The organism is Bdellovibrio bacteriovorus, assembly GCF_048286975.1.
In the GTDB taxonomy this organism is placed as follows: domain Bacteria; phylum Bdellovibrionota; class Bdellovibrionia; order Bdellovibrionales; family Bdellovibrionaceae; genus Bdellovibrio; species Bdellovibrio bacteriovorus_H.
In genome coordinates this window covers 65392-82670 of sequence record NZ_JBLVRT010000008.1, presented here as the reverse complement: position 1 = coordinate 82670, position 17279 = coordinate 65392, and the positions used below count along the sequence as shown (strand labels likewise).

Annotated in this window: 17 protein-coding genes; 6 read left to right on the top strand and 11 right to left on the bottom strand. The window is 50.6% G+C overall.

Annotated elements, in window-relative coordinates; translation table 11 throughout:
- Positions 1–20: 20 nt before the first annotated feature.
- From ACNQKP_RS17690 to ACNQKP_RS17675, 4 genes are all read right to left on the bottom strand, one after another.
- Positions 21–476: a hypothetical protein gene (locus ACNQKP_RS17690; protein WP_417866537.1), complete on the bottom strand. Its 456-nt coding sequence runs from the start codon at positions 474–476 to the stop codon at positions 21–23.
- Between the two features lie 227 nt (positions 477–703).
- Positions 704–3652: an L-glutamate gamma-semialdehyde dehydrogenase gene (gene pruA / locus ACNQKP_RS17685; protein WP_417866535.1), complete on the bottom strand. Its 2949-nt coding sequence runs from the start codon at positions 3650–3652 to the stop codon at positions 704–706.
- Positions 3653–3758: 106 nt separating this feature from the next.
- Positions 3759–4346 (bottom strand): fumarylacetoacetate hydrolase family protein, encoded by a 588-nt coding sequence (locus ACNQKP_RS17680; RefSeq protein WP_417866533.1) that lies wholly within the window; start codon positions 4344–4346, stop codon positions 3759–3761.
- Positions 4343–4837: a phosphoglycerate mutase family protein gene (locus tag ACNQKP_RS17675; protein WP_417866531.1), complete on the bottom strand. Its 495-nt coding sequence runs from the start codon at positions 4835–4837 to the stop codon at positions 4343–4345. Before ACNQKP_RS17675 ends, ACNQKP_RS17680 begins: the two co-directional genes overlap by 4 nt.
- A gap of 78 nt (positions 4838–4915) precedes the next feature.
- Here ACNQKP_RS17675 and ACNQKP_RS17670 point away from each other — a divergent pair, with 78 nt between their 5' ends.
- Complete coding sequence (locus ACNQKP_RS17670) at positions 4916–5815, top strand: Hsp33 family molecular chaperone HslO (protein ID WP_417866529.1); 900 nt, start codon at positions 4916–4918, stop codon at positions 5813–5815.
- Between the two features lie 511 nt (positions 5816–6326).
- Here the strand turns inward: ACNQKP_RS17670 and ACNQKP_RS17665 are convergent.
- The gene (locus ACNQKP_RS17665) at positions 6327–8522 is read right to left on the bottom strand and encodes a phospholipase D-like domain-containing protein (RefSeq protein WP_417866527.1); all 2196 of its coding nucleotides are present in this window, start codon (positions 8520–8522) and stop codon (positions 6327–6329) included.
- A gap of 202 nt (positions 8523–8724) precedes the next feature.
- Here ACNQKP_RS17665 and ACNQKP_RS17660 point away from each other — a divergent pair, with 202 nt between their 5' ends.
- Both ACNQKP_RS17660 and ACNQKP_RS17655 read left to right on the top strand, forming a co-directional pair.
- A complete protein-coding gene (locus ACNQKP_RS17660) occupies positions 8725–9882 on the top strand; it encodes a sensor histidine kinase (RefSeq protein ID WP_417866525.1) in 1158 nt (385 codons plus the stop codon).
- A 3-nt stretch (positions 9883–9885) separates the two neighbouring features.
- Positions 9886–10551: a hypothetical protein gene (locus tag ACNQKP_RS17655; RefSeq protein WP_417866523.1), complete on the top strand. Its 666-nt coding sequence runs from the start codon at positions 9886–9888 to the stop codon at positions 10549–10551.
- Here the strand turns inward: ACNQKP_RS17655 and ACNQKP_RS17650 are convergent.
- From ACNQKP_RS17650 to ACNQKP_RS17635, 4 genes are read right to left on the bottom strand one after another with little or no spacing between them, the layout of a single operon-like run.
- Positions 10548–11453, bottom strand: coding sequence for a hypothetical protein (locus ACNQKP_RS17650; RefSeq protein WP_417866521.1), 906 nt, complete (start codon positions 11451–11453; stop codon positions 10548–10550). The two genes, ACNQKP_RS17655 and ACNQKP_RS17650, sit on opposite strands and share 4 nt — an antisense overlap.
- Positions 11453–11917: a hypothetical protein gene (locus ACNQKP_RS17645; RefSeq protein ID WP_088566881.1), complete on the bottom strand. Its 465-nt coding sequence runs from the start codon at positions 11915–11917 to the stop codon at positions 11453–11455. Before ACNQKP_RS17645 ends, ACNQKP_RS17650 begins: the two co-directional genes overlap by 1 nt.
- A 39-nt stretch (positions 11918–11956) precedes the next feature.
- The gene (locus ACNQKP_RS17640; protein WP_417866519.1) at positions 11957–12679 is read right to left on the bottom strand and encodes a coenzyme F420-0:L-glutamate ligase; all 723 of its coding nucleotides are present in this window, start codon (positions 12677–12679) and stop codon (positions 11957–11959) included.
- 1 nt (position 12680) lies between these two features.
- A complete protein-coding gene (locus ACNQKP_RS17635) occupies positions 12681–13682 on the bottom strand; it encodes an isocitrate/isopropylmalate dehydrogenase family protein (protein WP_041577255.1) in 1002 nt (333 codons plus the stop codon).
- Between the two features lie 494 nt (positions 13683–14176).
- Between ACNQKP_RS17635 and ACNQKP_RS17630 the strand changes: the two genes are divergently transcribed.
- The 3 genes from ACNQKP_RS17630 to ACNQKP_RS17620 all read left to right on the top strand — a co-directional run bounded on the left by ACNQKP_RS17630 (position 14177) and on the right by ACNQKP_RS17620 (position 15591).
- Complete coding sequence (locus ACNQKP_RS17630; RefSeq protein WP_417866517.1) at positions 14177–14818, top strand: matrixin family metalloprotease; 642 nt, start codon at positions 14177–14179, stop codon at positions 14816–14818.
- A gap of 108 nt (positions 14819–14926) precedes the next feature.
- Positions 14927–15157 carry a hypothetical protein gene (locus ACNQKP_RS17625; RefSeq protein WP_041577259.1) on the top strand — a complete coding sequence of 77 codons (231 nt, stop codon included), beginning with the start codon at positions 14927–14929 and terminating at the stop codon, positions 15155–15157.
- A 140-nt stretch (positions 15158–15297) separates the two neighbouring features.
- Positions 15298–15591 (top strand): helix-turn-helix transcriptional regulator, encoded by a 294-nt coding sequence (locus ACNQKP_RS17620; protein ID WP_417866515.1) that lies wholly within the window; start codon positions 15298–15300, stop codon positions 15589–15591.
- Here the strand turns inward: ACNQKP_RS17620 and ACNQKP_RS17615 are convergent.
- Positions 15554–16837, bottom strand: a complete 1284-nt coding sequence (locus ACNQKP_RS17615) for a hypothetical protein (protein ID WP_417866513.1) — start codon at positions 16835–16837, stop codon at positions 15554–15556. The genes ACNQKP_RS17620 and ACNQKP_RS17615 overlap by 38 nt on opposite strands.
- Before the next feature lie 31 nt (positions 16838–16868).
- Positions 16869–17186, bottom strand: a complete 318-nt coding sequence (locus tag ACNQKP_RS17610; RefSeq protein WP_417866511.1) for a hypothetical protein — start codon at positions 17184–17186, stop codon at positions 16869–16871.
- Positions 17187–17279 lie beyond the last annotated feature (93 nt).

Here is a 17279-nt window from a genome sequence, read left to right as displayed (position 1 = left end):
CGGGAGTCGCCGGTTTTTGTTTACTGTTCGAATTGTTTGAAGAAATCCGGATTGTAGCTTTCCACCAGTGGGGTGTCCGCGTGTGGCATGTCTCCGTTGTTCATCCACTTCAAAATGTCCTGAATCAGCATCACATCCATGACATAGGCTTTCGTGTTCAACAGTGTGCCGGTCACGCCTTTGCGGCCCAATGGTGGGAAGAACACAGGGTAACATTTAAGATCATTCGACACGGTTTCAGTAAACTGGGCAACAGTGATATCCGGAATGGACGCCGTTGCTGCGATCAATAGAATCTGTTCATCAGAAAGAGCTTCGCAGTAAAGGCGTTTGTTCTTTGCAGCGCGCTCTTTGTTGGTGACGTTCAAAGTTCTTTGCGCCTGATCCAGAAAGTCAAAAATAAATCGGTCCGAGGTCACAGCCTGAGCCTGGGCAGTCAGTATGGTGGCAATGGCGAAAAGCAGAAGTTGCTTCATATACATCCTTAGTGGTGAGGGATTAAAAAATCAATACCACAAGCAATGCAGGGGCCGGGCCAGCTCTATTGAATTTAGAAAGGGCTTGAGGCAGGGGAGCGTGAAGTCTTTGCCATGGGATGTTTAAAGAATGGGCGTTCCCTGACAAAGCAAAAGGGAAGGGTAAAAAGCAAAAAGCCCCTGGGTGTCCAGAGGCTTTTTGGTGGTTTTCTTGAATTGAAGGAAAACTATTCTTCCGCCGGAGCAAAGCCGCGACGAAGAGTGTTCTCGGTCACGCACGCTGGCTCCATGTACTGTTTCAAGTAATCCGGGCCACCGGTTTTAGAACCGATACCAGACATCTTGAAGCCACCGAACGGATGACGGTCAACCATCGCGCCCGTGATACCACGATTCACGTAAAGGTTTCCGACTTCCAGTTCTTCCTTCACGCGAGCGATGTTTGCCGGACTTCTAGAGAACATACCGCCCGTCAGCGCGTACTCTGTGCTGTTGGCGATTTCCAACGCCTGATCCAGATTTTTCGCGCGGATTACAGCCACCACCGGGCCGAAGATTTCAGCCTGAGCCAGCTTCGCATCACCTGGAACGTCACCAAAGATTGTTGGCGGCGCAAAGAATCCGCCGCCAGGAACCGAGCCCTTGAACAGCAGTTTGTGATTTTTTTCTGCTTCCGCAATCGTTCCCAGGATGCGGTCGTAAGCTTCTTTGTCGACAACCGGACCCATGTAAGCTTTTGGATTTTCAGCCGGGTGGATTTCGATGGATTTCGCTGTTTCCACCAGACGGTCCACGAAACGGTCGTAAACTTCATCCAGCACGATCACGCGGCTGGCAGCAGAACATTTCTGACCGCTGAAACCAAACGCAGAATAGATCACGCCATCAACTGCTTCATCCAGATCCGCATCGTTGTCGATGATCACGGCGTTTTTACCGCCCATCTCGATGATGCAACGTTTGACGTGCTGCTGGCCTGGCTGAACCACCGCTGCGCGGTTCATGATGTGCAGGCCCACGGCTTTGGAACCTGTGAAGGCGATCGTGGTCGTGTACTTGTGGTTCACGATGTATTCGCCAACTTCTTCGCCGTAACCCGGCAGGAAGTTGATCACACCTTGTGGGAATCCAGCTTCCTGGATCATTTTCATCAGACCCCAGGCAACCACTGTGGATTGCTCTGCAGGTTTCATCACCACGGTGTTACCTGCAACAGCCGCCGCAGTCACCATGCCGGCCAGAATCGCCAGAGGGAAGTTCCAAGGAGCAATCACCGCCGTCACACCACGGGATTTGTAGATGTAGTGAGACAGCTCACCCGGCAAGCCACCGACACGCAGCGGTTTTTGCAGCTCACGCATATGGCGGGCATAGTAACGGCAGAAGTCGATTGCTTCACCGATATCACCATCAGCTTCAGCCCATGGCTTACCCACTTCAAGCACTTGCGTCGCAATCAGTTTGAAGCGGTCACGGGTCATGATATCAGCAAGTTTGTCCACCAGGGCGGCGCGCTGTTCGCAAGGAACGTTCTTCCAGGTTTTGTAGGCAGTTTGCGCCGCTTGCATTGCCTGTTCAGCTTGCTCGGTTGTTGCCATCTGGATCTTGCCCACGATCTGATCGGACTGGGACGGATTCACACGGTCAAAGATCTTGCCGGATTGAAGTTCTTTGTTGTTGATCACGATGTTCACGTTCACCGGCAAAGAGGCTTTCGCATCAGCCAGAGCTTTTTGCATTTTTTCGCGATCAGCTTTTACTGCGAAATCCAAAAGCGGTTCGTTATAGAACTTGCCTGGTTTTTTCGGAATAACCGGAGACGTCGGAGTCAAACCTTGAGCCGGATCTTTCAAAAGCTCCGCCATGGATTTGTTGTCGGCGAACTTGCCACGCAGCCAGGATTCGTTGGACGTGTTTTCAAGAAGACGGCGTACCAGGTAAGCCATGCCCGGGATCAGTTCGCCCACCGGAGCGTATTCACGCATGCGGTAGCCCATGTCCACGATTGTTTTTTTGATGGGTTCTGCCATTCCGTAAAGCATCTGGAATTCCAAAGCCTCTTTCGGGATGTTCAGCTTTTCTGCGTAAAGCATGCACGCCGCCAAAGTTCTGACGTTGTGGGATGCAAAAGCAGGGCGGATGAATTTGATGTTTTCCAGAAGGTACTTCGCGCACAACTCGTAGTTGGCGTCGGATTCGGCCTTGTTGGTGTAAACCGGCACCGGCCATCCACGCTGTTCCGCTTCGATGGTTTCGTAATCCCAGTAGGCACCTTTCACCAAACGAACCCAGAACGGAGTGCCGCGTTTTTGCGCGAACTCTGTCAGGGATTTGACGTCTTCGAAGGAATCGCGCAGGTAAGCCTGAATCACGATACCAAAAAACTTGTAATTTTTGAACTCAGGTTCGTTGATCAGCTCTGTGAATACTTCCAGTGTCAGGTGTTTGACAGAGTACTGTTCCATATCCAGATTCACGAACACGCCTTTTTCCATGCCCAGACGGAACACCGGGCGCAGACGGTCTTTCAGGATTTTTTTGGATTCATCCCAGGCTGCATCTTTGATCTGGGAATAAAGCGCCGTCATTTTCACGGACACGTTTACTTTCGGCAAAGCACCTTCATGGTCGCGGTCGATCTGCGGAACTTCGTCCCATTTTTCAGCATCTTTCGCCAGCCAGGTCACAAGCTCCATGTACTTGTTGCTGTAGTCTTGCGCTTCTTTTTCAGAAAGTGTCGCTTCACCCAAAATGTCGACAGTGAAAGTCATTTTGTTTTTGCGGGCTTTTTTCAAAACCGGCAATGCTTCATCCGGGCTTTCGCCAGTGATGAACATCTTTGCCATACCCATAACGTTCTTTTTGATCGCACCCGCCATCAGGCCCGGAGCCAAAGAACCCAAACCAAGTCCCACGTTGAACACCGGAGGCAGGGTGCCGCCGTCTTCAGAGAAGTATTCTTTCAAGTGGCGCGCGACTTCATCGCCCGAGTTGATGGAGGGAAGCACGTCCACGAAACGGAACATGTTGGTTTTGAATTTTTCGTTTTTCATGCTCCATTCCATGATGGAGCCATACCAGAAGTCTTTGGAGAAAATGGAAGCCTTGGACTGGCTTTCCATGCGTTTCAGAATCTCTTCACCACGGGAGACAATTTGCGACTGAATGTCGTTCATATGCTTTTACCTCTACAGAAGGGCCGCATATTCTCACGGGGATATAAAAATTCAAGCGATTAGTGTTCCGGGAATAGGGGTGGAAACAGTGGATTGACGCGAATGGCTAGCGAGCCAGCCATTGGTGTTTCATTTTGCCCACGATTTCGGCTTCCAGAGCGTCGCCGCGGCGAATAGGGCCGACTCCGGCCGGAGTGCCCGTCAAAAGCAGGTCACCGGGTTCAACCGGGAAGTGCTGGCGCACGAATTCGATCAGGTTTTCCAGAGAAAAAATCATCTGGTTGGTGTTCCCCATCTGGCGGGTTTCACCGTTGATTTTTAGAATAATTTCAAGGTTCTTCAGCTCTTCCAGATCGTTCACCGCGAAGAACGCCGAAAGGGGAGTCGCGCCCTTAAAGCTTTTAGCCAGCGTCCAGGGATGGCCTTTGGATTTCAGCTGGTTTTGTTTGTCCCGGTCAGTTAGATCCAGGGCGATGCAGGCTTCGTCAATCTGCAGGTTTTCATCAAACTGCAGCGCCAGTTCCACTTCGTGGTGAACCTCTTTCATCCAAGCGGGCACAACCAGTTCTTTGGCGGCCAAAGTGGCGGTGCTTCCGGCTTTCAAAAAGATCATCGGTTCGGTGGGAACTTCGTTACCCAATTCTTTTGCGTGTTCAGCGTAATTGCGGCCGACAGCCCAGATATTGCGAATCATAGTTGAATCCTTTTTAGCTCGATGAATTCAAAAATACCGTCGGAATTCACATGAAAACCAACGTGCTGGCACGGACTCCAGTGAGAAAAATCCGCATCCGAAGAAAGATCCTTGTCAGCGGGCGCAACCCCCATGGCTTCAACCACCCAGTCATAGTGGGAGCACATGAAAATGGTTGCATCCGTTTTGGTGGCGGCATTTTCCAGAAGCTTGCTGATGCGTTTACGAAAATCACTCAGGGTTTCGTCGCCTTTTTGTTCTAGCAGCGCGTCCTGGGTGATCAGCGGCAGACCCAGATGCTGGGACAGGGGGCGGAAGGTGCTGTGCGTGCGCTTTTTAGGGGACACCCAAAGCTCTGTAGGTCGCGGCAATTCCTCTTTAAGCACCTTGTCGAGCAGTTTGGAGGCTTGCGCATGTCCCTCGGCCGTGAGATCGGGGTCTCCGGAAAAATCCATGGCTTTCTGGGCGTGTCTAAAGACGTAGATCTTCATTGCGGGGGGCTCTCTTCTGCTTGAAATTAGGGTCTTGCTTTGTTAGGTTCATTTTTCCATAAAGTCCGGGAGTTTGTCATGAGTAAAGAACGAGTTCATCGCTTCGTATCCAAAGATCTGACTGTGCGTATTGCCGCAGTGAATGCGACTGAAGTCGTTCGACATATGCAGGGTCTGCAAAACACTTATCCCTTGGCCACGGTGGCTGTGGGCCGCAGCATGGTGGGCGCTCTTTTGATGGCGGCTCAACTGAAGGACGATCAAATGGTCGGCCTGCTTTTCCGTGGTAACGGCCCGTTGGGAAGTGTCTACGCAGAAGCGTCTTATAACGGACACGTGCGTGGTTACACCGCAAACCCACAATACCAACCTGCCAATTATGACAATGGCTTGTCTTTGAAAGATGCCATCGGCATTGGACTTTTGAGTGTGGCTCGACATCAGCCATTCCAGAAACAACCGTTCCAAGGAACTGTTGAATTGGTCAGTGGTGAAATCGGGCAGGACATCGCCCACTATCTGCATCAGTCCCACCAGATCCGTTCCTTGGTTTCGTTGGGCGTTTACCTGGACACGTACGGCAAAGTTCGTTCTGCTGGCGGCGTACTGATTGAAGTCATGCCCGGCGTGGACGAAGCGGTTGTGGAAAGAATCCAGAAAAATTACGAAGACAAAAAACCAAACATTTCTCAAATGCTTTTGGATGGAGCGACCGCAGAACAACTGGTGGCTCCGTTCATGGATGGAATCCCGTTTGAAGAAATCGAACACAAACCCGAAGTGGAATACTTCTGCCCATGCACAAAAGACCGCGTGATGCGCGCTTTGGAGCTTTTGACGGTGGAAGATTTCGAAGACATGATCAAAAAAGCCGAACCAGTTCACGTGACTTGTCAGGTTTGTGGTCGTCCTTACGAAGTTTCCATTCCTGAGGTTCAGGAGCTTAAAGACAAGCTTCACAAAGAGTCCCTTCACTAGTTAGTTCTTCGTAGCGCGGGGTTTGCAGGCCAGCAAGGCCTTGCCCGGCGCTGCGGGAGACACGGCATCCTGCCTCGTCGCTTCCGCCTGCGGCGGAGGGCCATCCAGGCCCCGCGAAGGTCTCCCTTCGGCCAGCCAAGTCCTTCCTGTCCTGCAATCATCTTCGAATTTCTAGAGTAGGGATCTTTGGGATGGTCTCTAAACTCAGCCACAGAAAAAAACAGCGCAGGGAATACCAAACCTGACAATCAACGTCCGCGTGAGATAAACGACATCGCGCGCTTGCGCAGTCGTCTCCTCTAATTTCTTTTTAAGTTATTTCGTTCGAAGGCGGATTGGGGAGGGCAGCGGGATTTACCGACCGCAGTCGGCCTTCGCGGGGCCTGGATGGCCCTCCCACCGCAGGTGGGAAGCGACGAGGCACGACGCCGTGCCGACGGAGTGTCGGGAAAGCCCGGTGACTTCCCCAATCCCCCCGTGTTCAAACCAAATCCCGATTTCAAAAAAGGAATTAGAAGAGCGAATCTCCCCAGTCTATGAGGGTCGAGTTGATCCAGCCTACTTTTTCCTGGGCTGTGATGCGGCGGCCTTTGCTGATGTAATCCAGGGCTTCTTTGCGCATTTCTAGTGCTGTTGGGCCGTGCAAGATCAGTACGCCGCTTTCGGTGTCGTGGATGAAGCTTCGGCGGTTCATGTTGACGCTGCTGATGAAACTCAACTTTTTGTCGATCACCAGAATTTTCGAGTGCATGATCGAATTGGGTTGGGTCCATTCGAAGATTTCGACGTTTTTCAAATGGCGGTTGATGCCTTGTTTGTTCACGTCTTCGGCGATTTTTGGGGTGCCGTCACCAGCCAGGTGAATACGGGTGATGATCTTCACTTTGACTTTGCGCTGAACCGCGCGGTCCAAGGCCGCACTGATTGCCACGGACGGGCGGAAGTACGGTGTGGTCAACAGCAGTTCTGATTGGGCTGAATCAATCATGTCGATATAGAACTTTTCCAGCTGATAACCGTCAAAGTAGGGCATCGAGGTGATGTGACGGACCAATGGTGCGGCATAGGGAAGTGAGCGCAGGCGCATGACCTGATCTACCGAGGCTTCTTTAGGCACGTTGATGTTTGTGGACCTGTGGCGCTGGGTTTCTGGATCGCGCATCCAGAAGGACAGCATCTGGGCCATGACGGATTTTACGAAGGCATAACCACGGATTTCGATTTCGAAATCGTCATAATAAACATAAGCCTCTTCGCCATCGCCGTAGTTCTTCAGGTATTTGTAGGCCTTGTAGAAAGGCGTGTCGCTGAAGATATAGGAATCTCGAATGTTGCGGCCCCCGGTGATCAGGAAGCTGTCTTTGGTGTTTGTGCTGGAATGACCAATGATCAGTTTCGTGTGATTCACACGGTGGAACTTGTCAAACCAGCCGCCGTTGTTTTCATCAGACAGCACATACTTATAGTACTGCACTTTGATGTTGGGCAGACCCTGTTGCAAACGGTCCAGAATCGCCTTGTCTTTTTTAGTCATGGTGACTTCAGGGACCAGAATGCGGATCTGGGTTCCTTGTTGGCCGTGATATCTCAGGGCGCTGGATAGCACCATGCCATAGAAGTCCGCCGAGAAATTCAAAGATGAAACCCAGATGATGTCAAACTTCGGAGCTTTAGAGAAATCCAGCTCTGCCAAAGGGTTCTTGTTGTTGAAGTCCTTGCGGCTCAGCGGGGAACCCGTCAGCGCCAGGATCTTTTGATTGATCGACACATAGGGGTCACGCAGGTTCACCAATTTGTCGAAAGTCTGAGGGCAGGTCGTATAGTTGAAGTCCTGCTTCCAAAAGAAGGCTGTGGTGTCATTGCCGAAGTTGCCATCAGGACGGGCACAGATGTCGATCTGATTGGTTAGTTTGATCCACTCTTTAGAAACGCGCCCCAGATCCACCAGTTGCACACCGTTGGTCCACGTTTTGGACTTTTCTGGATCGTAGAAGGACAGTCGGCAATAGTTTACTCGTGGAGTGAACTTCACCCGTACCTTCTGGCCGTTTTCCTGGTTATAGTACCAATTGAATTCATAGACGCGGCTTTGCTGTTCGCTTGAAAAGATCCAGCCACCCGGGTGAATGATGTCACCATCACACTCCAGTCGGGCTTTCAGATATTTCTTCTGATTGTTGCTTTTTTCATCGCGGAAAGGGCTGTTCTCAACCGGCAAGTCGTTTTCAAAACGCAGGATATAGGTGCTATAGAACTGATGTTCGATGGGAAAGGATCCCTGATGTGATGATCCAAACTTAAAATCATCCATAGAACGAATTCGTAAAACTTCTTCTTTTTCAAACAGACGCGGGCGGAAGGTGGCTTCAAACCACGGGCCCAGGCCGGACCATTCACGCAGATAAAGTTTCGAGGACAGCTGGTTGATTTCGGCGTTGCGTTCATTTAGCAAGGCTTCAACACGGGGCCAGTTTTCATTGGCGTGATCGAGGTCTTTTTGGAATTTCGCGTTTTCTTTCCCTTTTTGGAAAAGTTCCTGATTGTACTTCCAGTCCTTGTTCCAATAACGGGAAAGCTCGACGTCAATTTCCTGAATACGGTTGGCGCGTTCATCATCATACATAACGGAGCTCGGTGCGCGCTGCGGGCCCGTGCATGAAGTCAGTAATGTTATGGCCAGTGCTAGGCCTCCCAAGAGCTTATTCATCAGATACTAAAACGGCTCCTCAGAGGTAAAAGTTAACGATTTTCCTTAAGAAATTTCAAAAAAATAACATCGACCCGGATTCGTCTCCTGAACAATCTTTAGACACCTCTCTGGGGGTCTTGGTTGAGGGCAGGGCGGACCGGGCTTTGCTTGTGTTTAAGGTATGGAAAACACAAGAGCTTCGTCTCAAAATGAGATCCCCGTGAAATGGCTTTCGGTCTTTATGATCGTAAGTCTGGTGGTCGCCGTACTTAGTTTCGGCTACGAAGTTCATCGTGCGAAGGATTCTGTCCGTCAATACGTCGGGATCTGGGAAGACGACATCGCACGTGCCAAATTATTCCAAGGTGATCCAACCCTGCAAAATAAGATTCTGAAGCAGCTTAAAGAAGTTCACACCGCTGTTGTAAAAAGCGAAGTTCAGAATCCTGAGTCTTTGCAGTGTCTTGTTTCCACGGAAGTTCCAATCACTTTGAATTCTTTGCCGGCCGGTAAAATGGCTGTGTGTTTTGGCCCGTCTGAACTGGTGGTCAAAGCTCTGACTTCCCCGGTGTTCATGCTGGGTGTGGTGCTGGGTTTGATCCTGCTGGGCTTCGGTTATCGCCGTGAATTCCTGGCGCGCTTGCACGAACAAAAACTTGAATCCGAACTGGCTCGCAACAAAGAAATCTCGGAAATCTCGCGCCAGGTGGCCCATGATATTCGTGGTCCGTTGATGGCTTTGACGACTTTAAGTCAGCTGTCTCATGATATGAGCACCGAAAAGAAGGAACTGTTTGATCACGCTGTAGCTCGTATCAAAGGCATCGCTGAAGATCTGCTGGCCAAGGGTCGCAGACAAAATGCGGGTTCCAGTGTTCCCGTCACTAAAACATCACAGCAGGATCTGACGACCTTGATGGATTCTTTGCTGAAAGAATATCGTTTCTCGCATCCTTCTGTGAATTTCACCTGGCACAAACACATTCATTCCGATGCGGTGAAAGTGAATCTGGAATCCGTGAAAGTACAGCGTGTAGTCAGTAATCTGCTGAACAATGCCCTGGAGGCGTTGCCTGAATCAGAGGCTTCGGTCAATCTGACATTGATGGAGCGTCAGGATCACTGGCTGCTGCAGATTATGGACAATGGCAGTGGCATCCCTGAGGACATTTTGCCAAAGCTGGCACAAGAAGGCGTGAGCTTCGGCAAAGACAACGGCAACGGACTGGGTCTGTATGATGCCAAGAAAACCCTGGAATCTGTGGGCGGTGACCTGCAGATTCGTTCCCGCGTCGGTGTGGGGACTCAAGTGATTCTGCGATTCCCCAAGCCGGTCGAGGCCGGGCTTGACCGCGCGGTGGCGACTCATCATTCTTAATCCATGTACCGCTCATGGAAATATCTGGTTGTAAAAAATGAACAGGACCTGAAGAACCGCGAACGCCTGCAAAGACTTGCACGGCACCGCGGGCTTCCGGGTTTTTTGATGATCTTTGTGTTCACCGCTTGTGCTCTGATCAGCCTGGGGCTTGCCGGTTTCTTCGCCCAGATGGCTTATTCCCATCAGCTTCCAATGTGGTCTTCTGTGGGCAGTGCGCTGGCGATGTTGCTTTTGGCGGGAACTTTTATTTTTGGTTCTCGTGTGTTTTTGCGGGAACGACGTCTGGATGTATTAAGAAAATTTTTGCGTCACCCGGAAAGTGGATGCTTCGTTGTCGGGAAGCTGACTTCATTCAATTACGTTGCGGGCGAAAGTCGCAAACTTTCCCGTTATTTCGTGGAAGGTGAAGCCGAAGGGCCGCAGGGTCAGACCCTGTTTGTCGGGGAATTTTTTGATGCCGACATCTGGCCCTTCACCACGGAAGAGGACGACCGCCAGATTCAAAGAGACGATGACTGGTTCGATCTGAAAGGCAAACGCAGAACTTTGCCAGTTCCGGCTTATTTTGTCTGTGAGGCGAAGGATCCCAAAATCGGGGTGATGGTCGGCATCGATCAGGCGCTGCTGAATGATGCCCTGAAGCGCAGTGAAATGAAGACGGTCTAGTTGTCGATCTCGATTCCCAAAACATTTTCGATGGTCTTTTCGTAAATGTCCTTTTTCTTGGCTTTGACCGGGACGGTTTCACGACGGCGCTCGCTGCCTGCAGCCGATGGGAACGCGGCAAACAGATCTCGCTCTTTTCCATCAGCACTGATTTCAAATTTGAACTCACGGTCTTTGCAAATCGCAATCAAAGCAGCGCTGCCACTGAAGGTTTTCGCCGCGGTGATTTGCAGTTCGCTGATATTCAGTGTGGTAATCTTGATTTTCAGATCCTGCTCGCGCGGATTTTCAATATTTTCAATCGCACACGGGAAAGTCAGCAACGTCGGATTCTGATGACTTGCAAACACCAGAGCTGGGAAGGCCGGTTCCTGCGGGGTTGTGCCGGTGAATTTCATTTCACTGACCACCAGACCCCAGGGGTTTTCCAGGCTGCGCTCGGTGGTGTTCAGACGGATCTGGGTGGTGGCGAACAGCTGGTTCTTTTGAGTGTCTTCGGTGATCTGCAACTGCAGCAGGGCTTTGTAGCTGCCATCAGAAAGAAGCTTCAGGCTGATCAGGCGTCCGATCTGGGACATGTTTTTCTGCTGCACTTTTTCGCGCAGGCGGCTGACTTCGCGGATGCGCTCTTCACCCAGTTTGGGCGCCATCAAAAATGCCAGCGAGGTTTGGGACTGCCAGAAGTTGTTGGAGTCATAGTTAAAGAAACGTTCCAGATACTGGCGCAAGAAAGTCATGCGCTCCATTTCGCCCATCTGGATGTTTTGCAGGGATTCTTTGCCGGCATCAATGGTCACGGCGACCACACGGGGATTGTTCTTAAGCTGCCAGTACAGGTAAGTGACGACCGAAGCCCAAATCACTGAAGCGGCCAGCAGTGCCGACAAAACCCGCGTCTTCATTATTCACCTTTTTCCAACGGCAGGATTTCGATCATCTGATCGCGGTGGTATTTTTTGTTCGGGCCTTCATCAACCCACTGGTCGATTTTGTAAAGTTTGATTTTGGCTTTGCCGCTTTGGAAGTATTTTTTGTCTGCTTTGCCGGTGGTTTCTTTCAGCAACGTCGCGGGACCATTCTGGAAGAAATCCAATTGTGCCTTCATCTTTTCAGTTTCCAGGCGCATCAGTTCCATGTCTTTTTCGTCGTTATAATAGTAATTGGCAGCCACAGCAGAAACGACACCCAAAATGCCACCCCAGTACAGGGCGTGCAGTTCAGGACGTTCATCTTCAGGAGCGGTGGCAGCACCAATCGCTGCACCCACACCGATACCAATTCCGGTGGCAGCCAAACGGCTTTTTTGGTTGGTGGCACAGGCAGACATCAGCAGGCAGAATCCAAGAAGCAAACACATTGATTTCATGTAACCAATGTTAAGTTTAAAACCGGGATCAGGCAAACTCTACTTCATGAGATGTTTGTAAAGAGGCAGGTACATGTCGTCTTCGGGAGCAAACTGCAGATCCTCACGACGGGGATTTTCGTTGAAAGTCACCGGCGCATTAACGATCAGGGCCAGCGGACAGCGTTCGGCCGCTTCGCCCATCATCAAAACAGCGGAGACAGCCAGACTGTCGGCGAGATTGATTTTGGTCATCTTCAGTTCACGGCCAAAGATGTCCTTTTCCCCCACCATGTTACGAACTGGATCAAAGCCTGCAAAAGACAGGGCGATGCCGGTCACACCATTGCGCAAAGGACTGGTGTGGGAATCCGTCACGATGATGCCCAGGTTTTTAAGTCCTGTGCGCTTGCAAAGGGACTGGCGCAGTTTTTCCGCAGAAAGATACGGATCTTGCGGGTACAGGATATAGTCGCCGTTTTCAGAATTGGATTCATCAATTCCGGCCGCGGGCAACAGCAGACCATCTTTGATGGTCAGGGACACGCCGTGACCGATTTCACCCAGATAGTGATCAGCCTCGCGGCGGATCAGATCTTTTTTGTCGATGCTGTTTAAAGGAACCAGGCGGTTTTCCGCCAAAGAGATAATCTTGGAAGTGATGGCAAGAAGGACGCCTTCCTGCCATTGGGATTTTTCGACATGAGCCAGGATGAACTCCGCCAGGTCCCCACCTTGACGGAAAATCTCTGTGCGGATCGGGGAGATCATCAGTGGCTTCATCTTAGTGACCCAGACGCTGGATGATGGCGTCAGTGAAAGACACCGTCGTGCCTTTACCACCCAAGTCACCAGTTCTTGCGTTGACGTCAGAAAGTGCGGCAATCAAAGCTTTCATGATCGCATCGGCTTTGGCATTTTCACCCACGTGCTGAAGCATCATCACTGCAGATTGCAGCAAAGCTGTTGGATTGGCTTTGTTTTGACCTGCGATATCCGGTGCAGAACCATGAACCGCTTCAAAGATCGCGTGATTAGCACCGATGTTGGCACCCGGAACCACACCCAAACCGCCCACCAGACCTGCGCACAGGTCCGACAGAATGTCTCCGTAAAGGTTTTCCGTCACGATCACGTCAAACTGCTGAGGCTTGGTCACCAGCTGCATGCAGGCGTTATCAACGATAACGTCTTTGGTAGTGATGGTTGGATACTGCCAGCCCACTTCCTGCGCCACTTTCAGGAACAGACCGTCAGAAAGTTTCATGATGTTGGCTTTGTGCACGATAGCCATACGAGGTTTGCCGGTTTTCTGAGCCAGATCATAAGCATAACGGGCAATGCGCTCAGATCCTTTGCGTGTGATGCGCTTGATGCTTTCGGCAGTGTCTTCATCGACCATGCGCTCAATACCCGCGTAAAGGTCTTCGGTGTTTTCACGCACGATAGTCAGGTCCACATCCGAGCAAACGCACTGAACACCAGGCAAAGAACGAACCGGGCGCACGTTGGCATAAAGATCGAACTTTTGTCTCATGGTCACGTTGATGGACTTGTGGCCTCCGCCGACGGGCGTGGTCGTTGGGCCTTTGATTGCCAGCTTGGTTTTGTTGATGGAATCAATGGTGGTCTGAGGCAGCAATTCGCCCAAAGAATTCAGAGCCACTTCGCCAGCTTGGTGCTCTTCGTATTCAAATGGAGCATGGACGTGTTTAAGAACGCGAATGACCTGAGCCATAATCTCAGGGCCGATACCATCGCCGGGAATCACTGTCAGTTTCATCATGGGGGACCTTTCTGGTTGAAAGGTTTTTATTTATCAAAATTGCGGTCCTTTTCCAAGGATTGAACGTCGCGCGCGCGGCTGGCGGGAGGAGCTTTTCTTCAGCTCACCACCAGGGAAGGTAGGATGTGGGATGGGTAGTGTGGACCTCTAAGAGTTCCCCGATTGGGGTGGGGTCCGATTGTCTCTATTTGAGACATGCTTCCTACTAAAGCAATCGGCGGGCCAGTTTGTTTGGGATCCTTTTGCACCACACTTTGCGGCGAAAGGGTGTTCAAAGCTTTTACAGCGAAAACCACATATAAAATCAATAGCTTAGGCGAAATTTAAGGACCTGTCGCTAAACCTGACGGCTTTTCCTTGGCGTTGGCCGGTTTTAAGGCCGATTCCGGCTGGGTTTGAATAGGTCAATGAAAGCAGATATTTACGTTGGTTTTTCCCTGCAAGCCAAGGTGGCCCTTTCCTTGTAATAGCTCAAGGCAGAGGAGGTCGCTCGCATGTGGAAGTGGCTTGGGACCGCATTGGTCCTATCAATAGCATTAGTAGTTCAAGCCTGTGCGCCGAAATCCCAGGAAGACTGTGGTTTCGTGCAAAACGTGTATGGCGAACGAATCTCCTGGAAAAGCGATGCTCCAGTGACGATGCAACTGCATACCTCTATCCCGGATTCTATGGTGCCTGCAATCATGCGAGCAGCAGAAACCTGGGAACGCACCGCCGGACGAAAACTGATCAATATCATTCAATATCCACGTTATAGCGGACCGATTGTTCCCCATAAAGATGGGCAGAACATCATCTATTTGATGGATACCTGGGAAAGCAACCGTGCTTCGGAACAGGGCCGGACCAGTGTTTACTGGATCGGGGACCTTATCAAGGAAGCCGACATCCGTTTGAACGCCTATGACTTTAATTTCTATTGGAATAATCAACGTCTGACGACGGCTGTAAACCCAGCGAGAAAATCGTCGGGCGAGGTCAATATAGAAGCTTTGGTGCTTCACGAGATGGGTCACGTCTTGGGCCTGAAACACAAGGACGGCGCGGGTTCCGTGATGGCGACCTATCTGTCCAGTGGTGATGATCGGGTGAATCTGGCTGAGGTGGACTCTTCAGCCCTGCAGTGCGAGTACTAGCGCCCAGCAGTGTAAAATGTCCATGTAAGTTTATTTAAGTTGTTGGAATAGAAAAAAGCTAACTAGACTTTGATTTCGCGCCTGAGAATGCAGGTGAAGGAGAACAAGATGAGAGTGATCACATTGGATAAAAACGCGCAAGTTGAAGCGGTGGTGACTGAGTCTGTTGTTGAATCCTTCTCTCCTGTGGCTCACAAGGCCTACCACGAAATGGCGGATAAGCCGGTTGTTGAAGTCGATGCGCTAACTCAGTTGCACGCAAATCTTGAAATGCTTCAAGATCTTCAAACTCGTCTTGCATTTGTAATGCGTGAAGTTCGTTATTTGATGAAAGTCTAAGGAACGGTCGTTCCGGTAAATTCCTAGAATTAAAAACAGGAGGCGCGTGGAGGTCATTTTCTCCACCGGGGGAAGATTATTTTCTTACTGCGTACTTCTGTATGATGACAGTTTAAACAAATTCCGATTAAATTTCGGATATGAAACAACATCCCGATGAATTTCAAGCTTACTTCAAAACTCATTTCGATAAATGGGGACTTACCAAAACTGAATGTGAAGTCGGTGGTTTGATTCTTCTTGGCTTGAGCCTGCGTGAAATTGCGGACAGACGGGGCACTTCAGAAACGACAACTCGACAGCAAGCTCTGAGCCTTTATAAAAAGGCCTCAGTGGAAGGACGTCATCAGTTGGCGGCTTATTTCCTGGAAATTCTGCTGGCAGCGCAAACGAGCGTTAAGCCTTTCGTTCAAAGCGGCTCGGGATCCCTTTAGGGATGTGATAGACAACCCAGTCGCCATCGCGCTGACGGGTCATGCCGTCGGTGATGACGGGTTTGTCGAAAGCAAACTCTTCCCGGAAAGTCTGGAAGTTTGAGCTGCTGACGCTCTTATTGTCTTCTTTAATCTTGTCTTTGAAAGAACGCTGACCTGATACGGTGGCGCGATCATTCTGAATCGTCACCTTCACGGAATCCTTTTCATGCTCTGGCACATAGGCGCGCAGGATATAGAAATCAGGATTTTCTTTCATCTGACTGCCACGGTCTTCAACCTTATAAAATGGATCTGATTCTTTTGTGGCATATTTGCCGGCGGCTTTGACGAAGTCCTTGCGGGTTTCAGCCAGTTCCCGCACATAGCGCTGCTTCTGAATGTTCAAAGATTCGCGGTTGGCGTCCTCTGTTTTCATGTAAGTGCTCTGGAAGCGGTCGTTCTGGTTGTCCAGCGCGTTTTCGTAAGCGACTTTCTGATGCTGCAGACGGGAAGAGTACTGTTTGTTCAGATTTCCTTCGCGGGATTCCCATTGGGTCTGTTGCTGATCATAGCGTTTGTTAAAGTCACTGTCCTGGCGAGCCAGTTGTTTCTGCTGCTTTTCGTTTTCCTGAACCAGAACCTTTTCGCCGCGTTCGCGCAGTTCGCCGTATTCTTTTTCATTGCGGGTGCGCACGCGCTCTTGCACGTTGCGACCACGCTCCACTTCGTTTTTCAGGCTGGCATCATTTTGGCTGCGCTGCTGTTCCAGACGGCGGTCGCTGAATTCATTCAGCTGGGACATGTCCTTGTTGTATTTTTCCTTGGCGCCCTTGATGTCATCAGCACTTTTGGTGCGGATGTATTCCACACGTTCGCTGGCATCTTTTTCAATGCTGGTCACTTTTTGGCGGGAATCGTTCTGAGCCTGATGGATCTGCTCGGCGCGCTTTTCACGCGTGGAGCTCAGTTTGTCGTCATAGCTTTTGGCAAGGGCTTGAGTGCGGGAGTTGTATTTTTCCGTCAGACGCTGACGATCTTCCACGGCTTCGGCAGCGGCTTGCTGCTGATTCTTGCGAATGTGATTGATCGCAGCTTCATTCTGTTCCTGAAGGCCGGACTTCTTGTCGTTGTAATAGTCTTTAAGATCAGAAAGCTGGGCTTCATTATCTTTCACGAGCTGCTTTTTTTTGCGCGCGTGATCGGCTTGAAGTTCACTCAAATCCGCTTGCTGGGCTTTTCTCGTGGAATTGTCAATTGACGACATGAAACCAGTGTATCAAATCGACACACAGGTTTTAAGGTGCCGGGGCGGGCTCGGCAGGAATCTGGCCTTTCGGGTTGGGGCAGTGGGGTTGAAAGTCACTGGTGCGACCATAACAGCGCCAGGTGTCGATGTATGTGACCTCTTCATCGGCGGCCACCGGATAGTAATAGCGGTATTGGATATGATCCAATGTGCTTTCAACCAGACGGAAGTCCTGCGTCTCGGGTTGCTGCGCCTGGGGGGCGGCGGTCTTTTTTGTGATCTTCAGAACAAAGACCCGGTACTCGGCCTGAGCAAAGGCCGGCAGCAGAACAAATAAGAAAGCCGATAAGAAGATCCGATATTTCACAGTTCTTCCTATCGGCTTTGCGGTGGGAATCTTGAAAGACACCAAATCCGACCTCTTCAGAATAGCACTCTGTCGGCACATCGCATTAAATAA